We start from the raw sequence: 24,748 nt of genomic DNA on the forward strand, positions 1-24,748 counted from the left end.
GCAATCTGGAATGAATTTTGGCTACGTTACTGTGAACGGAGTGAACAGTAACGATCTCATGTATATTTTCTCTCAAACTGCACATCCTATCTCCGAAACTTATTCAATGTAACTGTTCAGTACTCTTGCACTACAGCAGTATTGAATAGTTATCTCAGATTTTTTCAGGAGGGTAACTCTATGACAATTCTTAAATGTTCAGCAATGACCTGTGTTTACAACAAAGAACAGCTCTGTTCAAAGGGTGATATTGACGTGACAGGCGAAAATGCTACTTCTGCAAATGAGACAAGCTGCGGCAGTTTCCGAGAGAGAACCGGCAGTTCCATGAAAGACAGCTATACAGATGACTGTGGCTGCGACAAAATCCAGATCGACTGCAAAGCCCATAACTGTACCTATAATGATAACTGCAAATGTACAGCATCCTCCATTCAGGTAGACGGCTCTAATGCACATGCATCTTCCGATACAAGATGTGACACCTTCCAGTGCCATTGTGGCGCATAATATCAACACCATGGCAACAGGATTTTCACCCGTATATCAGGGATAATGAACTTCCCTGATCTGGTCAAAAAAAGAGACATGTCCATCTATATGGAATATGTCTCTTTTGTCTGTCTGTAAATTATTTCACTGCAAAACAGATAATCCTATCTGTTTCTTAAGAAATCCGGAATCTGGATATCCTTCTTCTGAACAGTGCTTGACGGAGTCTTAGATGCTCCAAATGGTGTGGCATTCATAGTTGGAAGGCTGAAGCTAGGCATGTTCATACCGCTTCCTGTTGCAGTTCCGGCTGTTGCTGTACCTGTCGTTGCTGTGGAAGAAGGTCTTCTTACACCAAAGGAAGAAGCTGTGCTTCTTTTTCCGAAAGGGGTCTGCTGAAGGTTATCATCATTCAGACCTGTTGCAATCACTGTGATTCTGCAGTAGTCAGCAACTGTATCATCATACATGGCACCAAAGATGATGTTTGCTTCCTCACCTGTAAGCTCCTGTACATAGCTTGCAGCATCATTGGCATCCATAAGAGAAATATCTCCGGAAATATTAATGATAACATGTGTAGCACCTTTGATGGTTGTCTCAAGAAGTGGAGAAGATACGGCCTGCTGTACAGCTTCCATAGCTTTGTCGTCTCCTCTTGCTTCACCGATACCGATATGGGCAATTCCCTTGTCTGTCATTACAGTCTGAACGTCTGCAAAGTCAAGGTTAATCAGAGCCGGCAGATTGATCAGGTCTGTAATGCCCTGTACTGCCTGCTGCAGAACTTCATCAGCCTTCTTCAGAGCTTCCGGCATGGTTGTTCTGCGATCTACAACTTCCAGTAATTTATCATTCGGGATAACGATTAATGTATCCACTGCTTTCTTCAGATTCTCAATGCCTGCAAGTGCATTATTCATACGAGTTCTTGCTTCAAAACGGAAAGGTTTTGTAACAACGCCAACTGTAAGGATACCCATTTCTTTCGCTGCTGCTGCGATAACAGGTGCAGCTCCGGTTCCGGTTCCGCCTCCCATACCACAGGTAACGAATACCATATCCGCACCTTCCATTAACTGTTTTACTTCTTCAATGCTCTCCTCTGCTGCTTTCTGTCCAACCTCAGGCTGGGCTCCTGCACCAAGACCTTTGGTAATCTTCTCGCCAATCTGAAGTACAGTTGGAGCTTTGCACAGAGTTAAAGCCTGCTTATCAGTATTAACACCTACAAACTCTACTCCGCCGATGGCCTCTTCCACCATTCTGTTTACTGCATTATTTCCGGCTCCACCTACACCGATCACTATGATCTTGGCAGATGATTCAGCCTCGTTTGACATAATCTCTAACAACGTACTTCCTCCTTTATTTATACCTGATATCCTTTTCAGTGATTTATATCAAAGTTACATATAGATATATCATATATTTTTTTTGGGAATTAATCAACCATTAATTTTGTTTTTTTATACTTTTTTCACTCTTTTTCGGCAATTCCGGTAAATATGTTGTATCAGTGTACGGAGCCTTCTCTGATCTCAAAGTTTCCATATACTATCAATATCCCTCAGAATCATCCCCCTGATAATCACTGCTATCTTCTGTATAATCACCATATCCATCTGAATCATCTGAGTTTCCGTCGTCATATGATGAATCACTTTCTCCATCTTCTGAAGTTTCAGAACTCTGGTCATCTGCAAAGCTTTCATCTCCTGAACCGTCTCCCGACTCATCAGATGCCGCATCCAGAGATTCCTGTGTAGGCTTCGGTCCCACATAATTACCGGATTCGTCATACTCACCTGCTCCGGTATAATCCCCTTCCTCATCATAACCGCCATTCCAGTTCTCAATTGCTTCCTCAAGAGCAGTCTTCGGTTTTGCACCTACATAATTACCATCCTCGTCATACTCGCCGTCTCCGGTATAATTGCCATCTTCATCATAACCGCCATTCCAGTTCTCAGCAGTAACTTCTTCCTGTTCCAGTTCTTCTTCAAAGGTATTGGACTCCGTAGCCACACTCTCCATATGAAGAATACCTTTTTTTCCCTGAATTTTGGGCAGAATCGCTATCACTCGGTTCATCTTCTCTTCCAGATCAGCATCTTTTCCAAGCTGAACAGTTATATCCCCATAGATGAGGCTGATAGAATAGCTGCTGTCAAACTGAATATGATCGGGGATCATATCATTTTTCTGAAAGATTGTAGACAATGCTACAGCTGTATTCAGTACAGTATCTCCTTTAATATCCAGTTTCTCATCCATCACGATGCTGTTCACCTGAATTCCGTCAAAATACGGAACCGTCTCATCTCTGTTCTGAGAACCCTCCACAAAAATGCCATTTCTGTCAAAATAAATGTAACTGTCAAGATATCGGATGCATCCGACTGTTTTTTTCTCTTTTACGCTGATACAGATGGTATTTCGGTTCAGCTGGGTAACTTTAAATGCATCTACATATGCAATGTCCTCTGTATTTGTAGTGCTGTAGAGCAGTGGTGCAAGGACCGAATTGGAAGCCATCGGTCCCCGAAGCACCATATTCTTTACTTCTTCGTCTGTATAATGGGAAGTTCCCCTCACCTCAACAGTATCTACTTTATAATAGGAAAAAAATACTATCACAGCGACCATAACTCCGGCGCCTATCATACCTGCCAGCATCTTCTTCGTCCTTTTGCTCATAGGAGGTCTTTTCCCATAATTACTTTCTCTCATAAGTCCTCAAATCCTCTGTCCCCGGCTGCCATATTCTGCAGCCCAAAGTCCGTAAATCTTCACAGATATGCTCATAGCCCCTGCTGATAAACCCGGCTCCTGTAACACAGGTTTCTCCCTCTGCCATAAGTGCTGCAATGAGCAGGGCTGCACCACCTCTGAGATCTCCTGCCTGTACCTGTGTTCCCTTAAGAGTTTTTCCCCCTCTTATGATTGCCTGGTTTCCGCTTACGGAAATATCTGCGCCCATTTTTTTCATCTGAAAAGCACTGCCAAATCTCCGGTCAAAAATATTTTCCCGTATGGTACTCTGTCCCTGCGCACCTGTCAGTACTGCCATCAACGGAGCCTGCAGATCTGTGGGAAAACCCGGATAAATTTCCGTTTCTACTAAAACAGCCGGTCTGACAGCATTCTTTCCATTGACCTCTAGTGTACCACCATTTACTTGATATTGTCCACCTATTTTCCGATATACTTCCATAAACGACTGCAATTCCTCCACAGGTACATTATGAAGAATAATCTTACTTCTTGCTGCCGCAGCCGCACACAGATAGGTGCCTGCAACAATACGATCCGGAGGAATACGGTAGTCTCCGCTTTTCAGTTCATCCACTCCTCTGATCGTAATTTCACCGGTTTCCTCTCCTTCTATCAATGCTCCCATTGTTTTCAGATATCTGCAGAGCCAGAAAATCTCCGGTTCTTTCGCACAATTATAAAGATGTGTTACACCTTTTGCAAGAACTGCTGCCAGTATTGCCTGTTGAGCAGCTCCCACACTCGATTTCGGAAACACAATATCCTGCCCTTCAAATCTGACACATTCTCCATCCAGGCCTGATGCATTTTCCCGGACATCCGCGCCAAGTGCTCTCAGTGCCATAAGATGGAGATCTATTGGTCTTTTCCCGATCGTACATCCGCCCGGATACCCTATCCTGCATTTTCTGTTTCTTGCAAGCACCGCACCTGCCAGAATGATCGAAGAACGCATTCTGCCTGTATAGACTGCAGGAATTTCTGTTCCGTCTGCGCAGGAACAATCCAGATAAAGATCATGATCGTCCCACCAGGTCACTGCACCAAGACTTTTCAAAATCTCTTCCATACAAAAAACATCTGAAATTCTGGGGCATCCCCTCAGAATGCTTAGTCCTCTGTGCATCAGAGATGCGGCTATCATTGGAAGTGCTGCATTTTTAGATCCCTGTATAAAAATCTCTCCGCTGAGAGAAGCTTTACCTGTTACATGGATTTCATCCAACCTTTTGCTCCCAAAGAGTCTCTTACTTTACAGTTTATGGCTTTTTCTATTATATGTTACGTCATTCTGAAACCTGTAATTCAATTTATCCTGTCACATTTCCCAACATTCATCGCAAGTCCCATTTCCCCAAGAAGAAACACTGCCGAAGTTCCTCCATAGCTGATAAAAGGCAGCGTAATGCCTGTATTGGGGATTGTATTGGTCACCACTGCAATATTCAAAATAACCTGAAGAGCCAGATGCCCCATAATCCCGCAACAGATAAGAGCTCCGGCCAGATCTTTTGCATGCATGGCAGCCACACCCAGCCGCCACAGAAGCATTGCAAACAGAAAAATCAGAAGGATAGCTCCGGCTGCTCCCATTTCCTCACATATAATCGAAAAAATCATATCATTCTGCGCTTCCGGAACAAATCCAAGTTTCTGCAGACTGTTTCCAAATCCTCTGCCGAATATTCCGCCGCTACCGATGGCATACAGTCCCTGGATCGTCTGAAATCCTTTTTCATATTTCTCCGGATTTCTCCAAATTGCAAGACGTTCCAGACGATAACTCTCTGCAGCAAGAAAAACAGCTATGAAACCTGCACCTGCGCTGCCAAGCCCGATAAATTCCAGATATCCCGGATTGGATACAAAAATCAGGATTCCACCGATACCCAGAATAATGATCGCTGTACTCAGATTATTTGAACCTACAAGACCAATGATCGGCAGCAGGGTCAATATTGTCCTGCACATAAATCCAAAGCCCCTGGTTGCTTTTTTTGTACGCTCGATCTGCCATGCAAGAAAAAGGATCACAGCAACTTTCGCAAACTCTGAAGGCTGAAAAGATAAAGGTCCAAGATTCAGCCATCTTTTTGAGCCGTTGATCTCCTGACCTACAAAAAGTACTGCGCCGGACAAAAACATTGAAATCAGATATGCCACTGGTCCCAGCCTCAGAAAAAAATGATAATCAATGGAAGAAACCATATACATTACTCCCATACCCAATGCTGTGGCAAATAACTGTTTCTTAAAATAACAGGCAGAGTCGCCGAAACGTACTCTGCCATTATATTCACTGGAGCTGAATAATACTGCCAGGCCAAAAATCACAAGCAGTACAATCAGTACCAGCATCGTCATATCTGTTTTTGATAAATCTGTCGCTCTTTTTCGCGCCATCTGTTTCTCCGCAAAATTATCTATAGCCGGTCACTGCAGCTTCGTCTTTCTCTGCCGGACAGCTATAATTCTTACTTATAGATATTCTACAGATTTCTTACATATTCCTTGAACATATCTCCACGCTGTTCATAGTTATCAAACTGTCCCCAGCTTGCACATGCGGGAGAAAGCAAAACAGCATCTCCAGGCTGTGCTTTCTCCTCACATACCTTTACTGCCTCTTTCAGATCTTCGCAGAGGATGATGTCATGGAAACCATGTTTCTCAGCAGCTTCTTTGATTTTCTCCTTTGTCTGACCGATCAGCACCAGATAACGTACCTTTCCGTCAAATGCCTCAATCCATTCATCATAACCGGACTGTTTATCATAACCGCCGCCGATCAGAAGTGTCGGACGGTTCATTGCCTGGATTCCTTTAATTGCCGCATCCGGGTTAGTTCCTTTGGAATCATTATAATATACAACGCCTTTTTTCTCTGTCACATATTCGATTCTGTGTGCAACAGCTGTAAATTCACAGATACTCTTACGGATGCTGTCCAAGGATACTCCATCGTAGTAAGCCATTGCAACTGCGGCCATAACGTTCTCAAAATTGTGTTTTCCAAGAAGCTTCAGATCTTCTGTCTTAACTACTTCGATTTCTTTTTCTCCGTCCTTCAGGATGATTTTATTTCCATCCAGATAAATTCCCTCATCCAGTTTACGTCCGCTGGAGAAATATACCACTCGTGGAGTCAGATGTTTTCCAAACTCACGCAGAACCTCATCTTCATAATTCAGCACGCATACATCTTCTGTACCCTGATTCTCAGTGATCAGTTCTTTCACACGTATATACTCTTCCATTGTATGATGACGGTTCAGATGGTCCTCTGTAATATTCAGGATTGCAGATACCTTTGGTGCAAACTCATCAATCGTTTCCAGCTGAAAACTGCTGATTTCTGCAACAGTTACAGAATTTTGCTTCATCTCCAGTGCTTTGGAAGTATATGGGGTTCCGATATTGCCGACTACAAAAACAGACTCACGTGCATCCTGCATAATTTTTCCAAGAAGTGCTGTTGTAGTAGTTTTTCCGTTTGTTCCTGTGATGGCAAGCACTTCACCGTCACCTACTCTGTATGCCAGTTCCACCTCTCCCCATACCGGAAGTCCCTGCTCATAAAAACTCTTTACAAGTGGAAGATCTGTCGGCACTCCGGGGCTTAAAACTACCAGATCAAGACTGTCCTGTACTTCTTTCGGAAGTTCTCCTGTATATACAGTGACCGGATATGTCCCATCTGTTTTATGTACAACTGCGTCTTTATCTGTTTCGGCATTTCCGTCATAGATAACCGGAAATGCTCCTACCTTTGCCAGAAGGTCAGATGCTCCGATTCCGCTTTTTCCGGAACCGAATACAAGTACCTTTTTTCCCTGTAATTCCATAATAATTTTCCTCCCTTTTATCAGCATAACGCTGAAATCTGCTTAGCCAAAATCTTACAGTGCCAGCAGTGCGACCATACACATAACCGCTGTAATAACTGAGAATACCGCAACTACACGTGTTTCAGACCATCCGCATAACTCAAAATGATGATGGATCGGTGCCATCTTAAAGATACGCTTTCCATGTGTTGCCTTGAAATAAGTTACCTGAATGATAACGGAAAGTACTTCGATCAGATAGATCAGACCCACGATCAGGATAAATAACGGCATCTGCATCACATAAGCCGTACCTGCAACAAAACCACCCAGTGCCAGAGAACCTGTGTCTCCCATAAACACTTTTGCCGGATATACATTAAACAACAGAAATCCCATCAGACCTCCCACAACTGCACCTGTGATCGGCTCGATCCCCGATTTCATTCCAATAGAAACTACTGTAAAAAATACTGCAACGATCAGAGTCACACTGGAAGCAAGACCATCCAGACCATCCGTAAAATTAACTCCATTCACAGTACCGATCACAGCAAAGAAAAGAACCGGAACTGCCAGCCATCCAAGATTCAGGAAATGTCCGCTCCAGAATGGGATTCTCATAGTCAGTGAGATATCTGTATACTTAACAATATAAAATACAAAAATCGCAGTCAGAACTACCTGAAGTAAAAATTTCTGCCATGGCAGCAGTCCGTCTGAGCGTTTCAGCACAACCTTCAGATAATCATCCAGAAATCCGATAATTCCAAATCCAAGAGTCAGGAACAGTACCGGAATGATCTTCGGATAATCCCCTACATAAAATAATGCAGTTATCGCTGTGGCGATCAGAAAGATCACTCCACCCATTGTAGGTGTTCCTGCTTTCTTTAAATGGGACTGTACGCCCTCTGTTCTTTCTGTCTGGCCCATCTTCAGTCTCCGAAGAAAAGGAATGATGACCGGTCCTAATACAACGCTGATCGCAAAAGAAATCAGCACAGGGATTACAACTTGAAATTCCATCTTACACCTCGTTCATTCTTTCGTTTTTTCCTGAAAGTTTTTTACTTTCAGATTTCTTTTAGTATAAGGCTTTTTTGCTTATTTATCAACCCTGCCTGCGGAATTTCCCTAATTGCCTTCTGCAGAAAAATCAGAAACATCACTTTTTTCAATTCCAAGATATGGCAGGATATTCTCAAAAATACCACGTATCACAGGTGCAGCTACTGTCCCTCCATAATAGATTCCTTTCGGATCATGAATAATACACAGTCCCAGTATCTGCGGATCTTCTGCAGGTGCAAATCCCAAAAAAGAGGAAATATAACGATTTGCACTTCTTGGCAGTGTCTGAGAAGTGGCAGTTTTCCCACCGATGGCATATCCTTCAATTTTTGCATTTTTTCCGGAGCCCTGAGATACTACTGTTTCCAGGATTTCTCTTATTTCCTTCGAAGTCTCATCAGAGACAATTCCTTCCTTTACCGGAAAAATCAGTTTCTCACCCTCTGTTCTGTCAGGATTTAACACTGCGACTCCAAAATGCGGTGTCACCCGTCTGCCTCCGTTTATAAGTGAACTTACTGTTGCAGCCAGCTGAACAGGCGTAATCTGAAAAGACTGTCCAAAAGAAACCGTTGCCAGTTCCACTTCTCCCATATTTTTCTTCTGATGCATAATAGTTCCTGCCTCTCCCGGAAGATCTGTCCCGGTTTTATCCAGAAGTCCAAACTGTCTGAAATACTTATAATAACGTTCTACCCCAAGGCGAAGCCCCACCTCTATAAACACAGGGTTACAGGAATTCTGTGCACCTTCCACAAAATTCTGGGATCCATGTCCTGTTCTTTTTGCACAGTGGATTCTGCGATCCTCCACCACTTTATATCCGGGACAATAAAAACGGTCCCCAGGTGAAACAACACCAGCCTCCAGTCCGGCTGCCATGGTGATGATTTTAAATGTGGAGCCCGGTTCATAAGTATCATTCAGGCAGGGATTTCTCCACATCTGATTCAGTAATTCCTGCTTTCTTTCTGTATTTGTTTTTCCTGATGCTGTCTGCACTGCCAGTTCACTTTGTTCATTGTGATCTTCCGACGGTATTGTTATCCCGGATTCATTTAACTGCATATTCAGATCATCTGTCAGGGTAAAAGGATCATTCAGGTCAAATTCCGGCACATTGACACATGCATATATTTCGCCGTTCTGTGGATTCATCAGCAGGATAGATACACGTTCTGCCTGCTTTTCCTCCATTACTTTCAAAGCTGACTGCTGCGCAAATTCCTGAATATTTACATCAAGGCTGATTATCAGGCTTTTCCCCTCTATCGGTTTTTCCCTTGTCTCACCCAATTTATCAATTTCCACACCCCTGGCATCTGTTGTTGTCAGGATTTTACCCGGCTGTCCTCTCAGGATTTCTTCATATTTCACTTCCAGACCGATAATTCCCTGATTATCACCTCCCGTAAAGCCAATGACTTTTGAAGCCAGACTTCCACATGGATAGTAACGCTTATAATCCTCATCAACTTTCACCCCTGCCAGACTGCACTCTCTTATCTCATCACCTGTACTTTTTTCCACATTTGTCTTTACTATTTCTATGGAAGAGATTTTCTCCACTCTTTTTCTCACTTCTGCCTCATCTATTTTCAGTTTTTCAGACAGCAGGGCGATTACTTTTTCAGGTTCTTTAATCTGACTGTGGATCACAGAGATTGTACATACCGTCCTGTTTGATGCCAGAACTTTTCCCCTTGCATCCAGAATCTCCCCTCTGGCCGCTTTGATCTCTCTCTCTCTTTCGTGAAGTTCTTTTGCTTTCTTATAATAATAGTCTGATCTGAAACACATAAGATATACCAGTCTTCCGATAAGGCCTGTCATCATTAAAATACAGCAGAGTAATACCACCCATATTTTTCTCTTGTGAAACGTCATATTTTTTTTCATAAAAAAACTCCGCAGAGATTGTCATAACAATATATGACCATTCTCTGCGGAGCTATAACTATACGTTTTTATTCCAGACCTGCTTCTTCATTGGTAATACCGTCTGTCTCTTCGTCATTATCCTCAGTCGTCTCAGCTTCATCATCCTCCAGAGGTGCAGGTGCATCAGGATTGGATACTGCATCTCCTGAAGAATCTGCATCCGTACTTCCCGAAGCACTGACAAGATTTGTAGACATCTTATAATTGCCTTCCTCATCCAATATGTGATCTCCATTGGCATCCAGCAGATATCCGTTTTCATCAATCCGGTTTCCATCCCAGTCTATCAGATTGCCATCTGCATCCACCAGATTACCGTCACTGTCAAGTTCGCTGTCCGATATGGAAGTACTCTTTAAATGTCCCTTAAACCCTTCCCACAATTCTGTCTCCGGCACTGTTCCATCTTCAGATTCATCCGGCACTACATTCAGATACGGAAGAAGCTCCGAAAGGATTCCCTGTGCAATATACTGCGGATAAGTACTGTTTGCCTGATCCTCTACATTCGGTTCATCTACAACTACATAAATTACCACAGCCGGGTCATCTACAGGAGCAAATCCAATAAAAGAAACCAGATATTTTCCGTTTCCTCGCGGGTATTTCTCCGCTGTACCTGTTTTACCGCCTGAACTGTAACCCTGCACTTTGGAATGACGGCTGGTACCCTGCTGTACACTCAATGCCATATAGCTTCTGATATCACTGGAAATCCTAGAGGAAATCGTCTGCTTCAGAAGTATCGGCGAGATTGTTTTTATAGTTCCGCCATTACTGTCAAGAACCTTTGTCACAAGATGCGGCTGATAATAATATCCGCCATTGATAACGGAACTCATCGCATTGATTTCCTGGATCATGGTACAGGTAAAACCCTGTCCAAAAGCAGAACATGCAAGTTCTGTTTCCCCCATACTGTCCTTAGTATGGATAATACCTGCGCCTTCATTCGGCAGGTCAATCCCTGTCCTTGTTCCGAAATTAAACAGACTCTGTGCTTTGATAAACTGAGTAGCTCCCATCTTGGCACCAATCTGCATCATTGCATCATTACAGGAGTTTGCAATCACCTCTCCCAGTGTCTCTGTGCCATGTGCGCTCGGATAAACCGCACACTTGATCATAGTATCTCCAAAAGTCTGCGATCCATCGCATACAAATGTATCTGTTTCCTGTATCGCACCCTTTTCCAATGCAGAAGCCATGACGATCGGCTTTACAACAGATCCCGGCTCATAGGCATCTGTGACGCAGAAATTACTCCACATACCATTCAGAGCCTCCACTGTTTCCACATCATTCATCGCTTTGATTTCATCTTCTGTATATACAGCGGAAAGATCTCTCGGATTATTCAGATCATAACGGTCACCACCATCCATGGCAATAATCTCACCGGTGGACGGATTTTCAACAATGACACCTATATTCTTGGCCCCCATTGCCTCTTTAAATCCATTAACATATTTCTCAACAATCTGCTGTGCACCGATGTCAATGCTGGTCTGAATGCTTTTTCCATTCACCGCAGCAATAATGGTCTGCTCCACATCTGAATCATCATTGATATACCCATACTGTCTTCCGTCTACGCCTGTCAGTGTGCTGTTATAGTACCCTTCCAGTCCGATATCTGCCACATCTCTGTCCAGTGCAAAACCAATTGTATCGCATGCTGTTTCATTAAACGGGTAACTTCTCAGATAATCCTCTTCAAACCAGACGCCTTTGATATTTGCCCGTTCCTTTGCCTGCGCTTTAGTAAGACCGGAATCTTCATCCTCTGCCTTATATTTTTCAAATTCTTTCTTTTTGTCCATAGACAGCTGTTTTGTCAGTACCTGATACTGACTCTGGCTGGTTCTTGAATCGGCCAAAAGAGAACGCACTGTTTCTTCATCAATCCCCAGCACCTCATTTAAGGCACGTATTGTTGGCTCTACATAGTCCTCATCTGAATTTACAGTTTTACAGTCCAGGATCACATTATAAACTTTATTGCTGGTAGCCAGTATATTTCCGTTCTTGTCATAAATATCGCCTCTCTTTGCCGGCAGTACCTGGCTCTCATATTTCTGCTGTGCCTGACTTAACACCTGTTTTTTGTATTTGCTTCCACTGGTAGCATTAATATAAGTAATTCTCAGCACTAATATTACCAGAAGCAGTAACACAATTCCAAACAATATCAGCAGCTTTTCTTTCATGTTTTGGTTTATTTTTCTCTGTGGTCTTCTTCGACTCTTTCTTCCCGTATTGCTCAATTAATCACCTACTTTGAATCTGGTATATCCTGATACTGTCTTACATAGCTGTTACCCGATGTAGAATAGGTTACTGTCTGATCATCTGACGGATATTTCATCCCCAGTCTCCCCAATGCAGTCTGCTTGATCTTATTCAGATCCACATTTGATGTCACCTGGCTGTAATATGCATCATTGTCTTCTTTTAAATCTGCCAGTTCTTCCTCAAGAGATGCAACTGTACTCATCTTTGCGGTAATCTCTGATTTGTAACGAAGATATTTCACAGAGCAGAATAATATCGCCACACATACAACTGCCAGAAACGCTACAAATCCCCAGTTCATTGCAGTCGCCTTCTGCCTGTTCTTCTGTGCTTCTTTACTCAACTGATGTTTCTGCCTTGGTACCTGCGCAGGACTCGCCTGCACTCTTCGGTTTCGATTGGTCTGCTGCCTTCCCGGATTCTGTCTTCCCGGCTGCCTCTTTCTCTCCGGAACTTCTGCAAGACGTCTGACCGTATTTCCGTCAACATACATTCCTCTGTTTGTTCTGGCACTGGTTCTGCTTCTTCTTGCTGTTTCACTCCTGGTCGTTCTCGCCATTTCATGCCTCTCTAATTATAATACTCTCTCAAAAATCCGAAGCTTTGCACTTTTGGAACGCGGATTCTCTTCCATCTCTGTCTCCCCCGGAAGAATCGGCTTTCTTGTGATCACTTTTCCTTTGGATTTCTTCCCGCATACGCATACAGGAAAATCTGAAGGGCAGGTACACGGATTCTCATTTTTTCTGAAAATCGTCTTTACAATTCTGTCCTCCAGAGAATGAAAAGTGATAATGCAAAGTCTTCCGCCATCATCAAGGATATCGATCATTCCATCCAGAGAATCCCGCAACACATCGAGCTCTCTGTTAAGCTCAATACGGATTGCCTGAAAAGTTCTCTTGGCCGGATGTCCTGACTTCACCTGCATCTTCATGGGAATGGATTCTCTGATAATCTCTGTCAGTTCTCCGGTGGTTGTGATCGGTTTCACCTGTCTGGCGGCAACAATATGTTTTGCAATATTTTTTGCAAATTTATCTTCACCGTAATCACGAATAATACGGTATAATTCTTTTTCTTCATAGCCATTGACAATATCGCCGGCTGTCTGCGTCTGGCGCTGGTCCATGCGCATATCGAGCGGTGCATCTACCCTGTAGGTAAAACCACGTTCTTCATTGTCAAGCTGATAGGAAGATACTCCAAGATCAAGGAGAATCCCGTCGACTTTATAGATGCCTCTTGCTGCCAGTTCCTGTACCATGTAACAATAATTGCTGCGAATGATCGTCGCCTGTTTATAGGGGGCTAACCTCTCACTCGCAGCAATTATCGCATCCTGGTCTTGATCTATGCCAATAAATCTCCCCTTGGCAGAAAGTTTCCTGCATACCTCACCGGCATGCCCTGCACCTCCTAAAGTACCATCCACGTAGATTCCGTCCGGTTTGATATCTAAACCTTCAATGGTCTCTTCCAGTAATACAGATTTGTGTTTAAATTCCATCTCCGTCTCCTGTCTGGATTTACTTTGCAAGATACTTCAAACGAGACCTGTCAGATTGTGATTCCCATGTCCTGCATGCTCTCTGCAATGCTGTCCATGTCATCATAATCACAGATCTCATTCCATTTTTCTTTGCTCCAAACTTCAATTCTGTTCAGATTACCTGTCAGAACCACATCTTTCTCCAGACCGGCAAATTCGCGCAGTGTCTGCGGTACAAGGATTCGTCCCTGCCTGTCCAGTTCACATGTAGTTGCTCCAGCTACAAAGAATCGTGAAAAAGTTCTGGCATTTTTATTTGTAAGTGGTAAAGATCTGAGCTTCATTTCAAAGGATTCCCATTCATCCATCGGATAAATGTAAAGACAGCCATCAAGCCCTCTTGTCAGAACAAACTCTTCCCCTAAGAGCTCCCTGAATTTAGAAGGAATGATCAGACGCCCCTTCGCGTCGATCGTGTGGTTATACTCTCCCATGAACATGTTACTCACCTACTCTCGCAAAATCTGAATCTCCCCTTCAGATTTCTCAGGTGGTAATGGACTCTGCCGTTATTCCCCACTCACCACCACTATTCACCACTTTCTACCACTTATGTGCTTATTCTAAACTATTTAGGCTGAAAAAACAAGGGGGAGAAAAAGATTTTTAAAATTTAGAACTCTGTTAACATTTATGAAACAACCTTATTTTTACGAGAAAAATGGGCTTTTATACACAAAAAGTGGGTTGAATTTCCACTTTCAACCCACTTATCTTTCAGATATATGTTTTTTTACTGTTCTTCTTTTGAATTTGTGGGAGAAGTTCCCACATCTGGCTTTACCTGTTCATCCATCTCCGGCCGGATTTCCGGTTCCGGTTTCATTTCAGAAGTCTCAGGAAACATCTGTTTTTCTTTCACTGACTCATCCAGAAATCTTTTTTTCCTCTGCCGGCGTATAGTATCTCTTTTCTGTGCCATCACTCTGCGTATGATCACTACAGGCATAAAAACAGCAAATAATATAGCGGAAATTACCAGCGAAATCCCCACTTTTGTCCCCGGAATATAAAGCTTATCTGTTCTGAACCATTCAAAGAAAAACCTTCCCAGACCATAACCTGCCAGATAGATCATAAACAATTCGCCTTCATATTTCTTTTTTCGGCGCATGGCCATCAACAGCAGAAATAACAGCAGACACCACAGACTTTCATAAAGAAAAATCGGCTGAACCTGAATATATGAAATCCCATTTATGGTCAGCAGATTATCTCTCATTGCTCCCGAAACTTCTCCTGACCGCACAGCTGAAACCGGTATCTGCATTGCCCATGGCAGATCTGTATATTCTCCGAAAGACTCTCTGTTAAAAAAGTTACCCCAGCGCCCTATAGCCTGTCCCAGAAGTATTCCGGGACACGCAATATCGGCACTCTGCCAGAATGACGTTTTGGTAATCCTGCAAAATACCGCTGCCGCAAGAAATCCAAAGAGCAGACCACCATATAAAGCGTAACCACCATTTCGAAAGTCCAGTATGGCATTCAGATTTTCTTTATAAAATCCCCATGAAAAAGCCACATAAAATAATCTGGAACCTGCCACTGAAACCAGCAGGGAGATAAGCATCATATCGAGATACCTGTTCTGATCTTCCCCATTTCGTTTCGCTTCAAGTGTCACAAGTCCCATTCCAAGAAGAGCACCCACAGCAATCAGTACTCCATATATGGTAAATTCCATTCCAAATATCTGAAATGAGCGTGGCACATAATCAAAGACCAGGCCAAGTCCCGGAAAACGTATCGACATTTCCATAAATCACCTGTTCATCATACATTGAATCGGAATAAGATCACATCTCCATCCTGTACAACGTATTCTTTACCTTCCATTCTTACAAGACCTTTCTCTCTGGCACCTGCATAGGAACCACAGTCCAGAAGATCCTGATAATTTACAACCTCAGCTTTAATAAATCCTCGCTCAAAATCTGTATGGATCTTACCTGCTGCCTGCGGAGCCTTTGTTCCGATTTTAATTGTCCATGCTCTTGTCTCATCCTCACCTGAAGTAAGGAAACTCATCAGTCCAAGGAGATGATAGCTTGCTTTTACAAGTTTCTCAAGTCCTGATTCTGTCAGTCCCAGATCCTCCAGGAACATTTTCTTCTCATCATCATCCAGTTCAGAGATCTCTTCTTCGATTTCTGCACAGATAACGAAAATCTCACTGTTCTGCTCTGCCGCATATTTGCGCACTGCCTGTACATGGCTGTTACTTTCACCGTCATCAGCCAGATCTCCTTCTGCTACGTTTGCTGCATAGATCACAGGCTTCCAGGTAAGCAGATTATAAGTAGACATCCAGGCTTCTTCATCTTCATTTTCCATTTCCATAGTGATTGCCATCTTGCCATCTTCCAGATGTGTTTTTACCTTCTGAAGGAAATCAAGCTCCTTGGCAGCCTCTTTGTCCATGCGTGCTGTTTTTGTAACTTTTGCAATTCTTCTCTCAAGGATCTCAAGGTCTGAGAAGATCAGCTCCAGATTAATAGTTTCAATATCACGGATAGGATCAATACTTCCATCTACATGGATAACATTGGAATCTTCAAAGCAGCGGACTACATGAACGATTGCATCTACCTCACGGATATTTGCAAGGAACTGGTTTCCAAGGCCTTCTCCTTTGGATGCTCCCTTTACAAGTCCTGCAATATCTACGAATTCAATTACAGCAGGTGTCACTTTCTTAGAATGATAAAAGTCTCCGAGAAGCTTCAGTCTCTCATCCGGCACTGTAACAACACCTACATTAGGGTCAATGGTACAGAACGGATAATTTGCAGATTCTGCGCCTGCCTTTGTCAATGAATTAAATAATGTACTTTTTCCAACATTGGGTAATCCGACGATTCCTAATTTCATTTTTTATATTTCCTCCTATAAATCCTTTGATTTTATCCCAGTCCAATAGCTAAATCTTTGATTGACCAACATATCAAATGACAATCAAGTGGATATTCACAATCCAAGCTCTTTGCCTTTTAAATCTTTTCCCATATTTCAGCTTCTCTCATCAGAAGTCCTAATACAGTACTTTGTATTATACCATAGCATCTTATCTTTGTGAATATTCATTTTCATCTCATCTCCTGCTAATATTTCCACACTTTTCGAAATGAATTTTTCAAATTCTTCTCTCGCCTCATTTCTATTTCTAATTATTGTAAAAATCATTTTTATGCCGGCTCAAAAATGTCCTTACACATATTCAAAAGATGAAGGGCATAAATACAGCCTCTTATAGAATACTTGAAAACAAAAAAGCACTCACCTATTTCAGGTAAATGCCTTAGTCAAGCGGATATTCACAATCCGCTTTGCTACTTGCTCATAACCGAATAACTGCTCCGCAGTTTATCAGAAAGATTCAGCCTTCCCCTCCGGGAAAATAATTTTAAACACAAAGAAAAAAATCACCATGGAAACTCCACCTGTGATAATTGTCACAAGCATGTTATAGACTGCCGGTGCCACATATGCAGATGCAACTGGCATCCACAGATTATTAAATCCATTACAAATCAGTGAAATTACCACCCATGCAATAAAATACCAGATTGCCTGATATACAGGATTTCCATGGCTTTTGAAAGTAATATTTCTCTGAAGTGGAAAATTGATACACTGTGCAAGAAATGACCCTAATTCATAACTGATAAAATAGCCAAGTCCACCACCGATCAGTATATTCCCCGTTGCATCACGCAATACATTATACCCCAGCAAGCTCCATGTAAATTTTACTCCAAACAGATTCATGGAAACCTTTGGCCACATAAATTCTGTACCAGCCAGACCAATTCCCAAAATTCCTGGTAAAAATGTAAATACAAGATACTGGAATACTGTCACGCCCAGACTGAATATAACAAAATAGAATATCTGATAAAGCCATTTTGCAAAAGTAGCATGTTTCTCTTCAAAACATTTCCATATATTTTTTATATGATTCATCTGCACTTCCCTCCGGCTCCTTTTAATAATTTTTCATATTTCTTATTATTTCTTCTGTTTCTGAAATATCCGCCAACTACTTTTTTTACTCCAAGCATAAAGTGGCCATTCACAGCATCGACAATTCCATATACCATTTCCATACTGACTGCTCCGCCGGTCATCTTGGCAATCCCCCGAAACGGCATATTGTAAATAAAAAGAATATTCAGATCCGGCTTTCCCTGTGCCTCACTCTTCTTTTTCATTTTTGTGAGATATCTATATATCAGCCTTGCAAGTCGGCTTTTTGCATAATACATCTGACAGATTGCATCATTGATTCCCAGATTTCCACTCCATCTTCCGTTCGGTATCTCATGGCCAAGAAGTTCACGAAATTCCTCATCTGATATTTTCTGCACGATTCCTGTATAATAGTAAGGCATTTTTGACGGATTATACGGATACCCTTTACTATTTCCTATTCTCTCAGTCATACCTGTTAAACGAATATCTGCAACACTGGCTCCTACCATAATCTGATAAGTTCCTGTTTCTATTTCCCACTGTCCCGTTTTTATATTCCAATAACGGAATGTCTTATCATCAAACGGAATCCTGAGCTGTCTGCTTTCTCCTGCCTTTAGATAAACTTTTACAAAACCTTTCAGTTCTTTTTCCGGTCGGAACACGATTGCATTAGGAAGTCCTACATACATCTGAACAACCTCTGCTCCATCTCTGTCACCTGTATTGGTAACCGAAACTTTGATTCCATCCTCTTCTATGATAAGATCAGAATATGTAAATTCCGTATAGGAAAGCCCAAAGCCAAATGGATATTGCACCCGGACTTTTGAAGTATCATAATAGCGATATCCCACATAAACACTCTCTCGGTATTCCGATGTTTTCTCATTACTTGGATAATATCGGAATGCCGGTGTCTGTTCATAAGATATGGGATATGTTTCTGCCAGTCTTCCTGATGGATTCACTTTTCCGGTCAGAATATCCAATGTTGCAGAAGCGCCTGCCTGTCCATTCAGATAGCCATGCAAAATCGCTTTGCAGCAGGTGTGCCATGGCATTTCTATCGCAGATCCTGCACTCAGTATTCCAATAATATTTTCATTCACTTTACTGATATCCTGCAGAAGATCTATCTGATTCTGCGGAATACGCATATGGGTTCTATCCAGTCCTTCTGATTCACTGATCTCATCAAGACCAAAGCAGAAAATCACAATATCTGCGTTCATGGCCAAATTTAATGCAAACTTTCTATCATTCTCATCTACATCTCCATTTCTCTGATAGCCTCTTGTCATCCCCAGAATATTCAGATCATATTGTTGCAAAATCGATGACATATCTTCTACTTTTGTTGGATTGACCATAGAAGACCCTGCCCCCTGATATCTGGGTGAAAAAGCAAAATCTCCAATAACAGCGATGGATTTTTTTGTATCCAGCGGAAGAATCTGTTTTTCATTTTTCAGAAGAATCATGCTTTCTGCTGCTGCTTTCCTTGCCAGTTGATGATGTGCATTTCTGTCAAAGTTTTTATCTGAAAGCTTCTTCCCTGATGTCAGTTCCATCACTGCATCCACCAGTTCTCCAACTCTTTCATCCAAATCCGCTTCCTTCAGCGTTCCATTTCGGACAGCAGCAATCACTTCTCTTGCAGAATCGTACCCACAGGACGGCATCTCCAGATTTGAGCCGGCAGCAACACCTTTCACATGGTCATTGCTTCCGCCCCAGTCTGTTACTACAATTCCATCAAATCCCCATTCTTTGTGCAAGATATCTGTCAAAAGATGTTTGTCCTCATTAGCATAAATCCCATTAATCTGGTTGTAACTGCTCATGATTGCTTTTGCGTGTCCTTCTTTAACAGCTATCTCAAAACCGGTCAGATAAATTTCTCTTAATGCCCGTTCGTCAACAACTGCGTCCATTGCCATTCTCCGAAGTTCCTGACTGTTAACCGCCAGATGCTTCGGGCAGGCATAAACGCCTTTACTCTGTATTCCACGAATATATGACGCTGCCATCTTCCCGGAAAGATATGGATCTTCTGAAAAATATTCAAAATTTCTTCCACATAACGGGCTTCTTTTAATATTTAATCCAGGACCAAGCAGGATATTTACATCCATACTTGCTGCTTCCTCTCCAAGAGCCTGTCCAATCTCTTCCCCCAGATCCTGATTCCAGCTGTTTGCAATCGTTGCTGCTGTGGGGAAACAAGTTGCGTTCAGGGATGCATTCAGTCCCAGATGGTCTCCTGCCCCTGCCTGCTTTCTAATTCCATGCGGTCCATCTGAAAGAAAGATGGACGGGATGGAAAGCCTGTCAATTTCTCTGGTCTGCCAGACAGTTTTTCCACTGAGGATTGCTGCCTTTTCTTCTATTGTCATCTTTTCAACCAATTTTTGCTGTTTCATAACTGTTTTCCATCCCACTTTCATCTTTATTCAGCATTCTTTCTTTTCTTATATCCTCTGATTACCAGTACTTCCATTCCTGCCATGAAAAGTGCTATTACAATGTCGATACCAATTCCTGCTTTTTTCCAGTTTTCCATACCTGTTTCTTCGTGTTCTCCGTCATAAGCCCAGCTGCTTACAACTGTATACATGACATTTTTGCAGGCATTTCTCATCTGAAGTACAGATGTCGGATGCTCCGGATTGGCTACATTGTTCTCTTCTCCATTGAATGTGGACAACATTACATCTACTCCATTTGCCAAAGCTGCATCTGCATTCATAAATCCATGACCATTGTTTCGGAAGAAGTCTGTAAGCGCCATTCCCCTGAATCCCCATTCATCTCTAAGAACTGTATTCATAAGGTTACTGCTTTCTCCAGTCCATTTATCTCCAAGGAAGCTCCAGGAAACCATAACCGCATTTGCTCCACCCTGTTTTACAGAAATTTCAAATGGTTTCAGATAGATTTCCCGGATTGCCTGCTCATTTGACCAGACACTTACCATCTTTGCATTTCCTTCATACAGTGCGAAATGCTTAATGTAAGAATAAACTCCATATTTTCTTGCACCTTCTACTGCATTTGCACCCATATTTCCTGCAAGAACTCCATCTTCTGAAAAATATTCATAGTTTCTTGCTCCAAATGCGGTTCTATGAGTATTCATACCTGGTGCATACCAGCCCTCTGCACCCATTTCCTGACTGATCTTGCCCATGCATTCACCCCAGGCCTGTGCAAGTTCCTTATTCCATGTGGAAGCAACCACAACTTCAATTGGAAATCCAATAGAACCAACTCCTGTAAAGTTGTTATTAATTGCTGCTGGTCCATCGAAATCAAGTGTAGCCACTTTTCCCACAGAATCCATGGCTGCTGTCTGATAACCAGCCATTGCAATCATATTTGCCATTTCATCAACAGTAAGCTGATCCAGAAGTTTTTCCCAACGAGGATCGTCATAATCAGCATCACGCATATCAGCTAATGTAAGTCCATTATCTGCTCCCGTTGTCGGCATTACATCCTCATCATTGAGATATGTAGTCTTATCAAAGTTGCTGTTCAGATGATATTCAGAAACATATGGCTCACCCAGCTCTGCAGATGCCGGTGCTGCTGTAGCCTCTTCATAATTTGCAAAATGATCCGCACGTGACAGATATGTTATATCTCCTTTTGCATCTTCAAATACATTTGTTGCTGCAGTATCATCTGATGCTCTTTTATTTTCGCCCTTATATACTACATCTTTATCTGCAGTATAAGTTTTCTGATCCAGCACAGTATGTGAATCGCTGTTGATAGAAATCACATAATCGCCTTTTTCAAGAACATATGCTTTTGCATTATTCTCATCATAAGAGGCCATATCTTCTATACTAAATGTAACTGTAACAGTCTGAGATTCTCCCGGCTGAAGCAGATCTGTTTTTGCAAACTCGATCAGATTTGCAGAAGATTTCTCAATTCCCCCATTTGTATATGGCGGTTTATAATACACTTCTACTACATCTTTTCCGGCAACATCTCCTGTGTTGGTTACTTCTACATCTACAGAAATCTGTCCATCTTTTTCCTCCAGTTCACCCATTTTCTGTTCAAATTCCGTATAACTCAGACCATATCCAAATGGATACTGTACAGTCTTATCGTAATCAATCGCACCTTCCTGTGCAGCTGTTTCATAGTACTTGTATCCTACATAAATACCTTCCACATAATTGGTAAATGCCGGAGCATACACCTGCGCAGTTCCTGCGTTCATTCCTTCAACGGCCATATCTGCCAGATTTGTATACTCCGTTTTTTCTGCATTATTCCACCACGGAGCAGTCGTCATATCATAAATAAATGTATCCGGTGTTTTTCCGGAAGGATTGACTTCACCTGAAAATACTTTACCAAGTGCATTAAATCCCACATTTCCCGTTCCGGGGCACCATACAACAGATTTAATCTGAGGATATTCATCTGCGAAACCAAGTTCAAACTGATTTGCTCCATTATAAACCACAATCACATTATCAAAGTTTGAGCAAACCATATCTACCATATCTCTCTCAGTTTGTGAAAGCTGTAAATAATGCTCTCCCTCAGGAAAATCATCATATTCATCTGAATTATTATCATATGCTGCTTTTCTTACATCCATAGGAATATCATTATGACCTTCACCTGCTTTTCTGGAAAGAACCACAACTGCCACATCAGAATACTCTTTCGCACTTTTAATAAGCTCATCACTGTAAGTATCTACAGGTGGCTCCGGTAATGTCCAGCTCTGTTTCTGGATAGACATTTCCGGATTATCTGCACCATAATTGTTATAAAAATCAACCAGTTCCTGGTTAATAGAAAATCCGGCATTTTCAAGTCCCTGATTCAGACTGACAATATCATACAGATCATTAATTCCACCGGAACCAGCTCCTCCATAAGCCGGATTAATAGATTCCCAGCCAAAAATATTCAGTTTTTTTGTTTCATTTAAAGGAAGCAGGCTTTCATTCTTCAGAAGAACAATTCCATCTTCCATAATTTCTTCTGCTACTTCCGCAGCTTCTTCATTTGTTTCATCGCTTAAAGTTCCATTTCCCGTTGCCAGTCCAATCAACGTAGACATTGGTCCAAAACAGATCATATTCACGCAGACAACAACTGCAAGAACCATTGCGATCGCAGCTTCTCCTCTTATCAGAAATCTTTTGCCCCTGGACATCCTGCGGCATGCGATCATAATTACGATTCCAATTACAAGTGCAGCAATAATACCGATAATATACGGTTTGCATAATTGTAATACCGCCAGAACATCTTCCATTTCAACACTGATCATTCTCTTTTTTCCTCCTTTGACTCTCTCGCCTTTTTCAGGTATCATTTCCTGTTGACATTACTATAACATGGTTATTATTTCGTGCCGTTTTTGGCACAAGATGCAGCAAATATGGCACAAAATACTAAAAAAGGTCCACCGGACCTGTCGTATGCTTGGCAACAAAAATACCCAGAGCATTACAATACTCTGGGTAAAAGAATCTTTAATTCAAACCAGTTCTGCTGTACTCCAAATACTACAGAACCATCATATTTTTCTACAGCTTTACGAATACTCTTCAATCCAAAACCATGGTTTTTACTATCCTTTTTTGTTGTTGTAATCAGATCCTCTTCATTTTTGGAAATTTCTGCTTCACAATAATTCTCTATCTTGATGAACACAAATCCTTTTTGAGCGGATACTGTCAGATGGATCAGTCTTTTTTCCGGATCTGGAATTAAAATTACATGTTCAATCGCATTATCCAAAGCATTTCCAAATATAGAACATATATCTGTTACATGCATATGATCCAATAATTTTCCATCTGCCACACAGGTAATCTGTATATGATTTTTTCGACAATGGAAAATCTTAGCTGCCAAAATCGTATCAAGTACCTGATTCCCCGTTCTGCTTATATTCTCAAAAGCAGCGATTTCCTTTTCCATGGAATCAATCCATTTTTTTCGTTTCTCTTCATCTGATTCCGCACGAAGTCCCGTTATCTGGTGTTTCAGATCATGGTATTTCATTTGTATGAGATCCAGGCTGTCCTGATAATTTCGGTATTGATCATACTGGCTTTTCAGCATCACGTTCATTACTGAAAGTTCTTTCTCGGCAACATACTCACTGATCCTGCTCTGATAAGCATGCAGGATTGCAATTCCTCCAAAATCGATCAGTGTTCTGATAGAAAAAATATCTGCACGTTCTCTGCTCGCAAATGGTGCATTTTCATTTAAAAAGCTCAGATTACTAAAAGCAAAGATTGCAACAGCCATGATTGCCGCCGCTACTACTTCCTTTACTGTCATCTGTTCAAGATAATTCTGCTTCAGAAGATCTTTTTCTAAATAAATATCAATAGTAAAGCAGCCTCCAAAAACAACCATCGTAATCAGAATTTCAACCCCGAGGCTCTGATTCCCCCATGCCTGTACAATAGATACCATCTGCCACTGCAGCGAAGCTGCAAACTCTGCAAGAACAAATGCACGGGCACAGCAATAAGCCGCTCCCAGAGGCTTCATATTTCCTCCGACCATAAGAAATCCATACATCATACCTGCAGCGATCATCATACAGGGAATCCACAAAATTTCAGTTACGCTGCCTGTCAAAGTCAGAAAAATACTCTGCATTGCCAACACGAAAAGACTGCCTGTAAAAAAATGTACAGATTTCATGTTTTCTTTTTTTAGGATATAAAGATAAACCAGACATGATCCCCACTCTGCTATTGCTGTATAAATTCTTGGAATATCCTGATATAACATAGTATCCTCCATT

Annotated in this window: 18 protein-coding genes; 1 reads left to right on the forward strand and 17 read right to left on the reverse strand. The window is 41.9% G+C overall.

What is annotated here, in order from left to right:
- Positions 1-180: 180 nt before the first annotated feature.
- Entirely contained in the window at positions 181-510 is a 330-nt protein-coding gene (locus LJE09_RS02230) for a DUF1540 domain-containing protein (protein WP_008706523.1), read from the forward strand.
- A gap of 146 nt (positions 511-656) precedes the next feature.
- On the opposite strand, the gene ftsZ is transcribed toward LJE09_RS02230, so the two are convergent.
- The 17 genes from ftsZ to LJE09_RS02315 form a co-directional block, all read right to left on the reverse strand.
- Positions 657-1,835, reverse strand: coding sequence for a cell division protein FtsZ (ftsZ, locus tag LJE09_RS02235; protein WP_227310950.1), 1,179 nt, complete (start codon positions 1,833-1,835; stop codon positions 657-659).
- 217 nt (positions 1,836-2,052) lie between these two features.
- Positions 2,053-3,192, reverse strand: coding sequence for a cell division protein FtsQ/DivIB (locus LJE09_RS02240; protein WP_172679288.1), 1,140 nt, complete (start codon positions 3,190-3,192; stop codon positions 2,053-2,055).
- A gap of 19 nt (positions 3,193-3,211) precedes the next feature.
- Entirely contained in the window at positions 3,212-4,495 is a 1,284-nt protein-coding gene (gene murA / locus LJE09_RS02245; protein WP_227310937.1) for a UDP-N-acetylglucosamine 1-carboxyvinyltransferase, read from the reverse strand.
- Positions 4,496-4,575: 80 nt separating this feature from the next.
- Positions 4,576-5,673, reverse strand: coding sequence for an FtsW/RodA/SpoVE family cell cycle protein (locus tag LJE09_RS02250; protein ID WP_227310938.1), 1,098 nt, complete (start codon positions 5,671-5,673; stop codon positions 4,576-4,578).
- Positions 5,674-5,759: 86 nt separating this feature from the next.
- Positions 5,760-7,115, reverse strand: a complete 1,356-nt coding sequence (gene murD, locus LJE09_RS02255) for a UDP-N-acetylmuramoyl-L-alanine--D-glutamate ligase (RefSeq protein WP_227310939.1) — start codon at positions 7,113-7,115, stop codon at positions 5,760-5,762.
- Between the two features lie 54 nt (positions 7,116-7,169).
- Positions 7,170-8,126, reverse strand: coding sequence for a phospho-N-acetylmuramoyl-pentapeptide-transferase (gene mraY / locus LJE09_RS02260; RefSeq protein WP_025578129.1), 957 nt, complete (start codon positions 8,124-8,126; stop codon positions 7,170-7,172).
- 108 nt (positions 8,127-8,234) lie between these two features.
- Positions 8,235-10,070: a peptidoglycan D,D-transpeptidase FtsI family protein gene (locus tag LJE09_RS02265; RefSeq protein ID WP_227310940.1), complete on the reverse strand. Its 1,836-nt coding sequence runs from the start codon at positions 10,068-10,070 to the stop codon at positions 8,235-8,237.
- A gap of 68 nt (positions 10,071-10,138) precedes the next feature.
- The gene (locus LJE09_RS02270) at positions 10,139-12,322 is read right to left on the reverse strand and encodes a peptidoglycan D,D-transpeptidase FtsI family protein (protein ID WP_008706513.1); all 2,184 of its coding nucleotides are present in this window, start codon (positions 12,320-12,322) and stop codon (positions 10,139-10,141) included.
- 65 nt (positions 12,323-12,387) lie between these two features.
- Positions 12,388-12,966 (reverse strand): hypothetical protein, encoded by a 579-nt coding sequence (locus LJE09_RS02275; protein ID WP_020993617.1) that lies wholly within the window; start codon positions 12,964-12,966, stop codon positions 12,388-12,390.
- 15 nt (positions 12,967-12,981) lie between these two features.
- Positions 12,982-13,917, reverse strand: coding sequence for a 16S rRNA (cytosine(1402)-N(4))-methyltransferase RsmH (gene rsmH, locus LJE09_RS02280; protein WP_008706511.1), 936 nt, complete (start codon positions 13,915-13,917; stop codon positions 12,982-12,984).
- Between the two features lie 50 nt (positions 13,918-13,967).
- Positions 13,968-14,399, reverse strand: a complete 432-nt coding sequence (gene mraZ, locus LJE09_RS02285) for a division/cell wall cluster transcriptional repressor MraZ (protein ID WP_020993618.1) — start codon at positions 14,397-14,399, stop codon at positions 13,968-13,970.
- A 293-nt stretch (positions 14,400-14,692) separates the two neighbouring features.
- Positions 14,693-15,715, reverse strand: coding sequence for a prolipoprotein diacylglyceryl transferase (gene lgt / locus LJE09_RS02290; protein WP_227310941.1), 1,023 nt, complete (start codon positions 15,713-15,715; stop codon positions 14,693-14,695).
- Positions 15,716-15,735: 20 nt separating this feature from the next.
- On the reverse strand, positions 15,736-16,833 hold the full coding sequence (gene ychF, locus LJE09_RS02295) for a redox-regulated ATPase YchF (protein ID WP_008706507.1): 1,098 nt from the start codon (positions 16,831-16,833) through the stop codon (positions 15,736-15,738).
- Positions 16,834-17,328: 495 nt separating this feature from the next.
- Positions 17,329-17,925, reverse strand: coding sequence for a hypothetical protein (locus LJE09_RS02300; protein ID WP_055058146.1), 597 nt, complete (start codon positions 17,923-17,925; stop codon positions 17,329-17,331).
- Positions 17,922-20,360, reverse strand: coding sequence for a glycoside hydrolase family 3 C-terminal domain-containing protein (locus LJE09_RS02305; protein WP_227310942.1), 2,439 nt, complete (start codon positions 20,358-20,360; stop codon positions 17,922-17,924). Before LJE09_RS02305 ends, LJE09_RS02300 begins: the two co-directional genes overlap by 4 nt.
- A gap of 26 nt (positions 20,361-20,386) precedes the next feature.
- A complete protein-coding gene (locus LJE09_RS02310; RefSeq protein WP_227310943.1) occupies positions 20,387-23,248 on the reverse strand; it encodes a glycoside hydrolase family 3 C-terminal domain-containing protein in 2,862 nt (953 codons plus the stop codon).
- Between the two features lie 179 nt (positions 23,249-23,427).
- Entirely contained in the window at positions 23,428-24,735 is a 1,308-nt protein-coding gene (locus LJE09_RS02315; RefSeq protein WP_227310944.1) for an ATP-binding protein, read from the reverse strand.
- Positions 24,736-24,748 lie beyond the last annotated feature (13 nt).

Source organism: Blautia sp. DFI.3.45 (assembly GCF_020593505.1).
GTDB classification, from domain to species: domain Bacteria; phylum Bacillota; class Clostridia; order Lachnospirales; family Lachnospiraceae; genus Blautia_A; species Blautia_A wexlerae.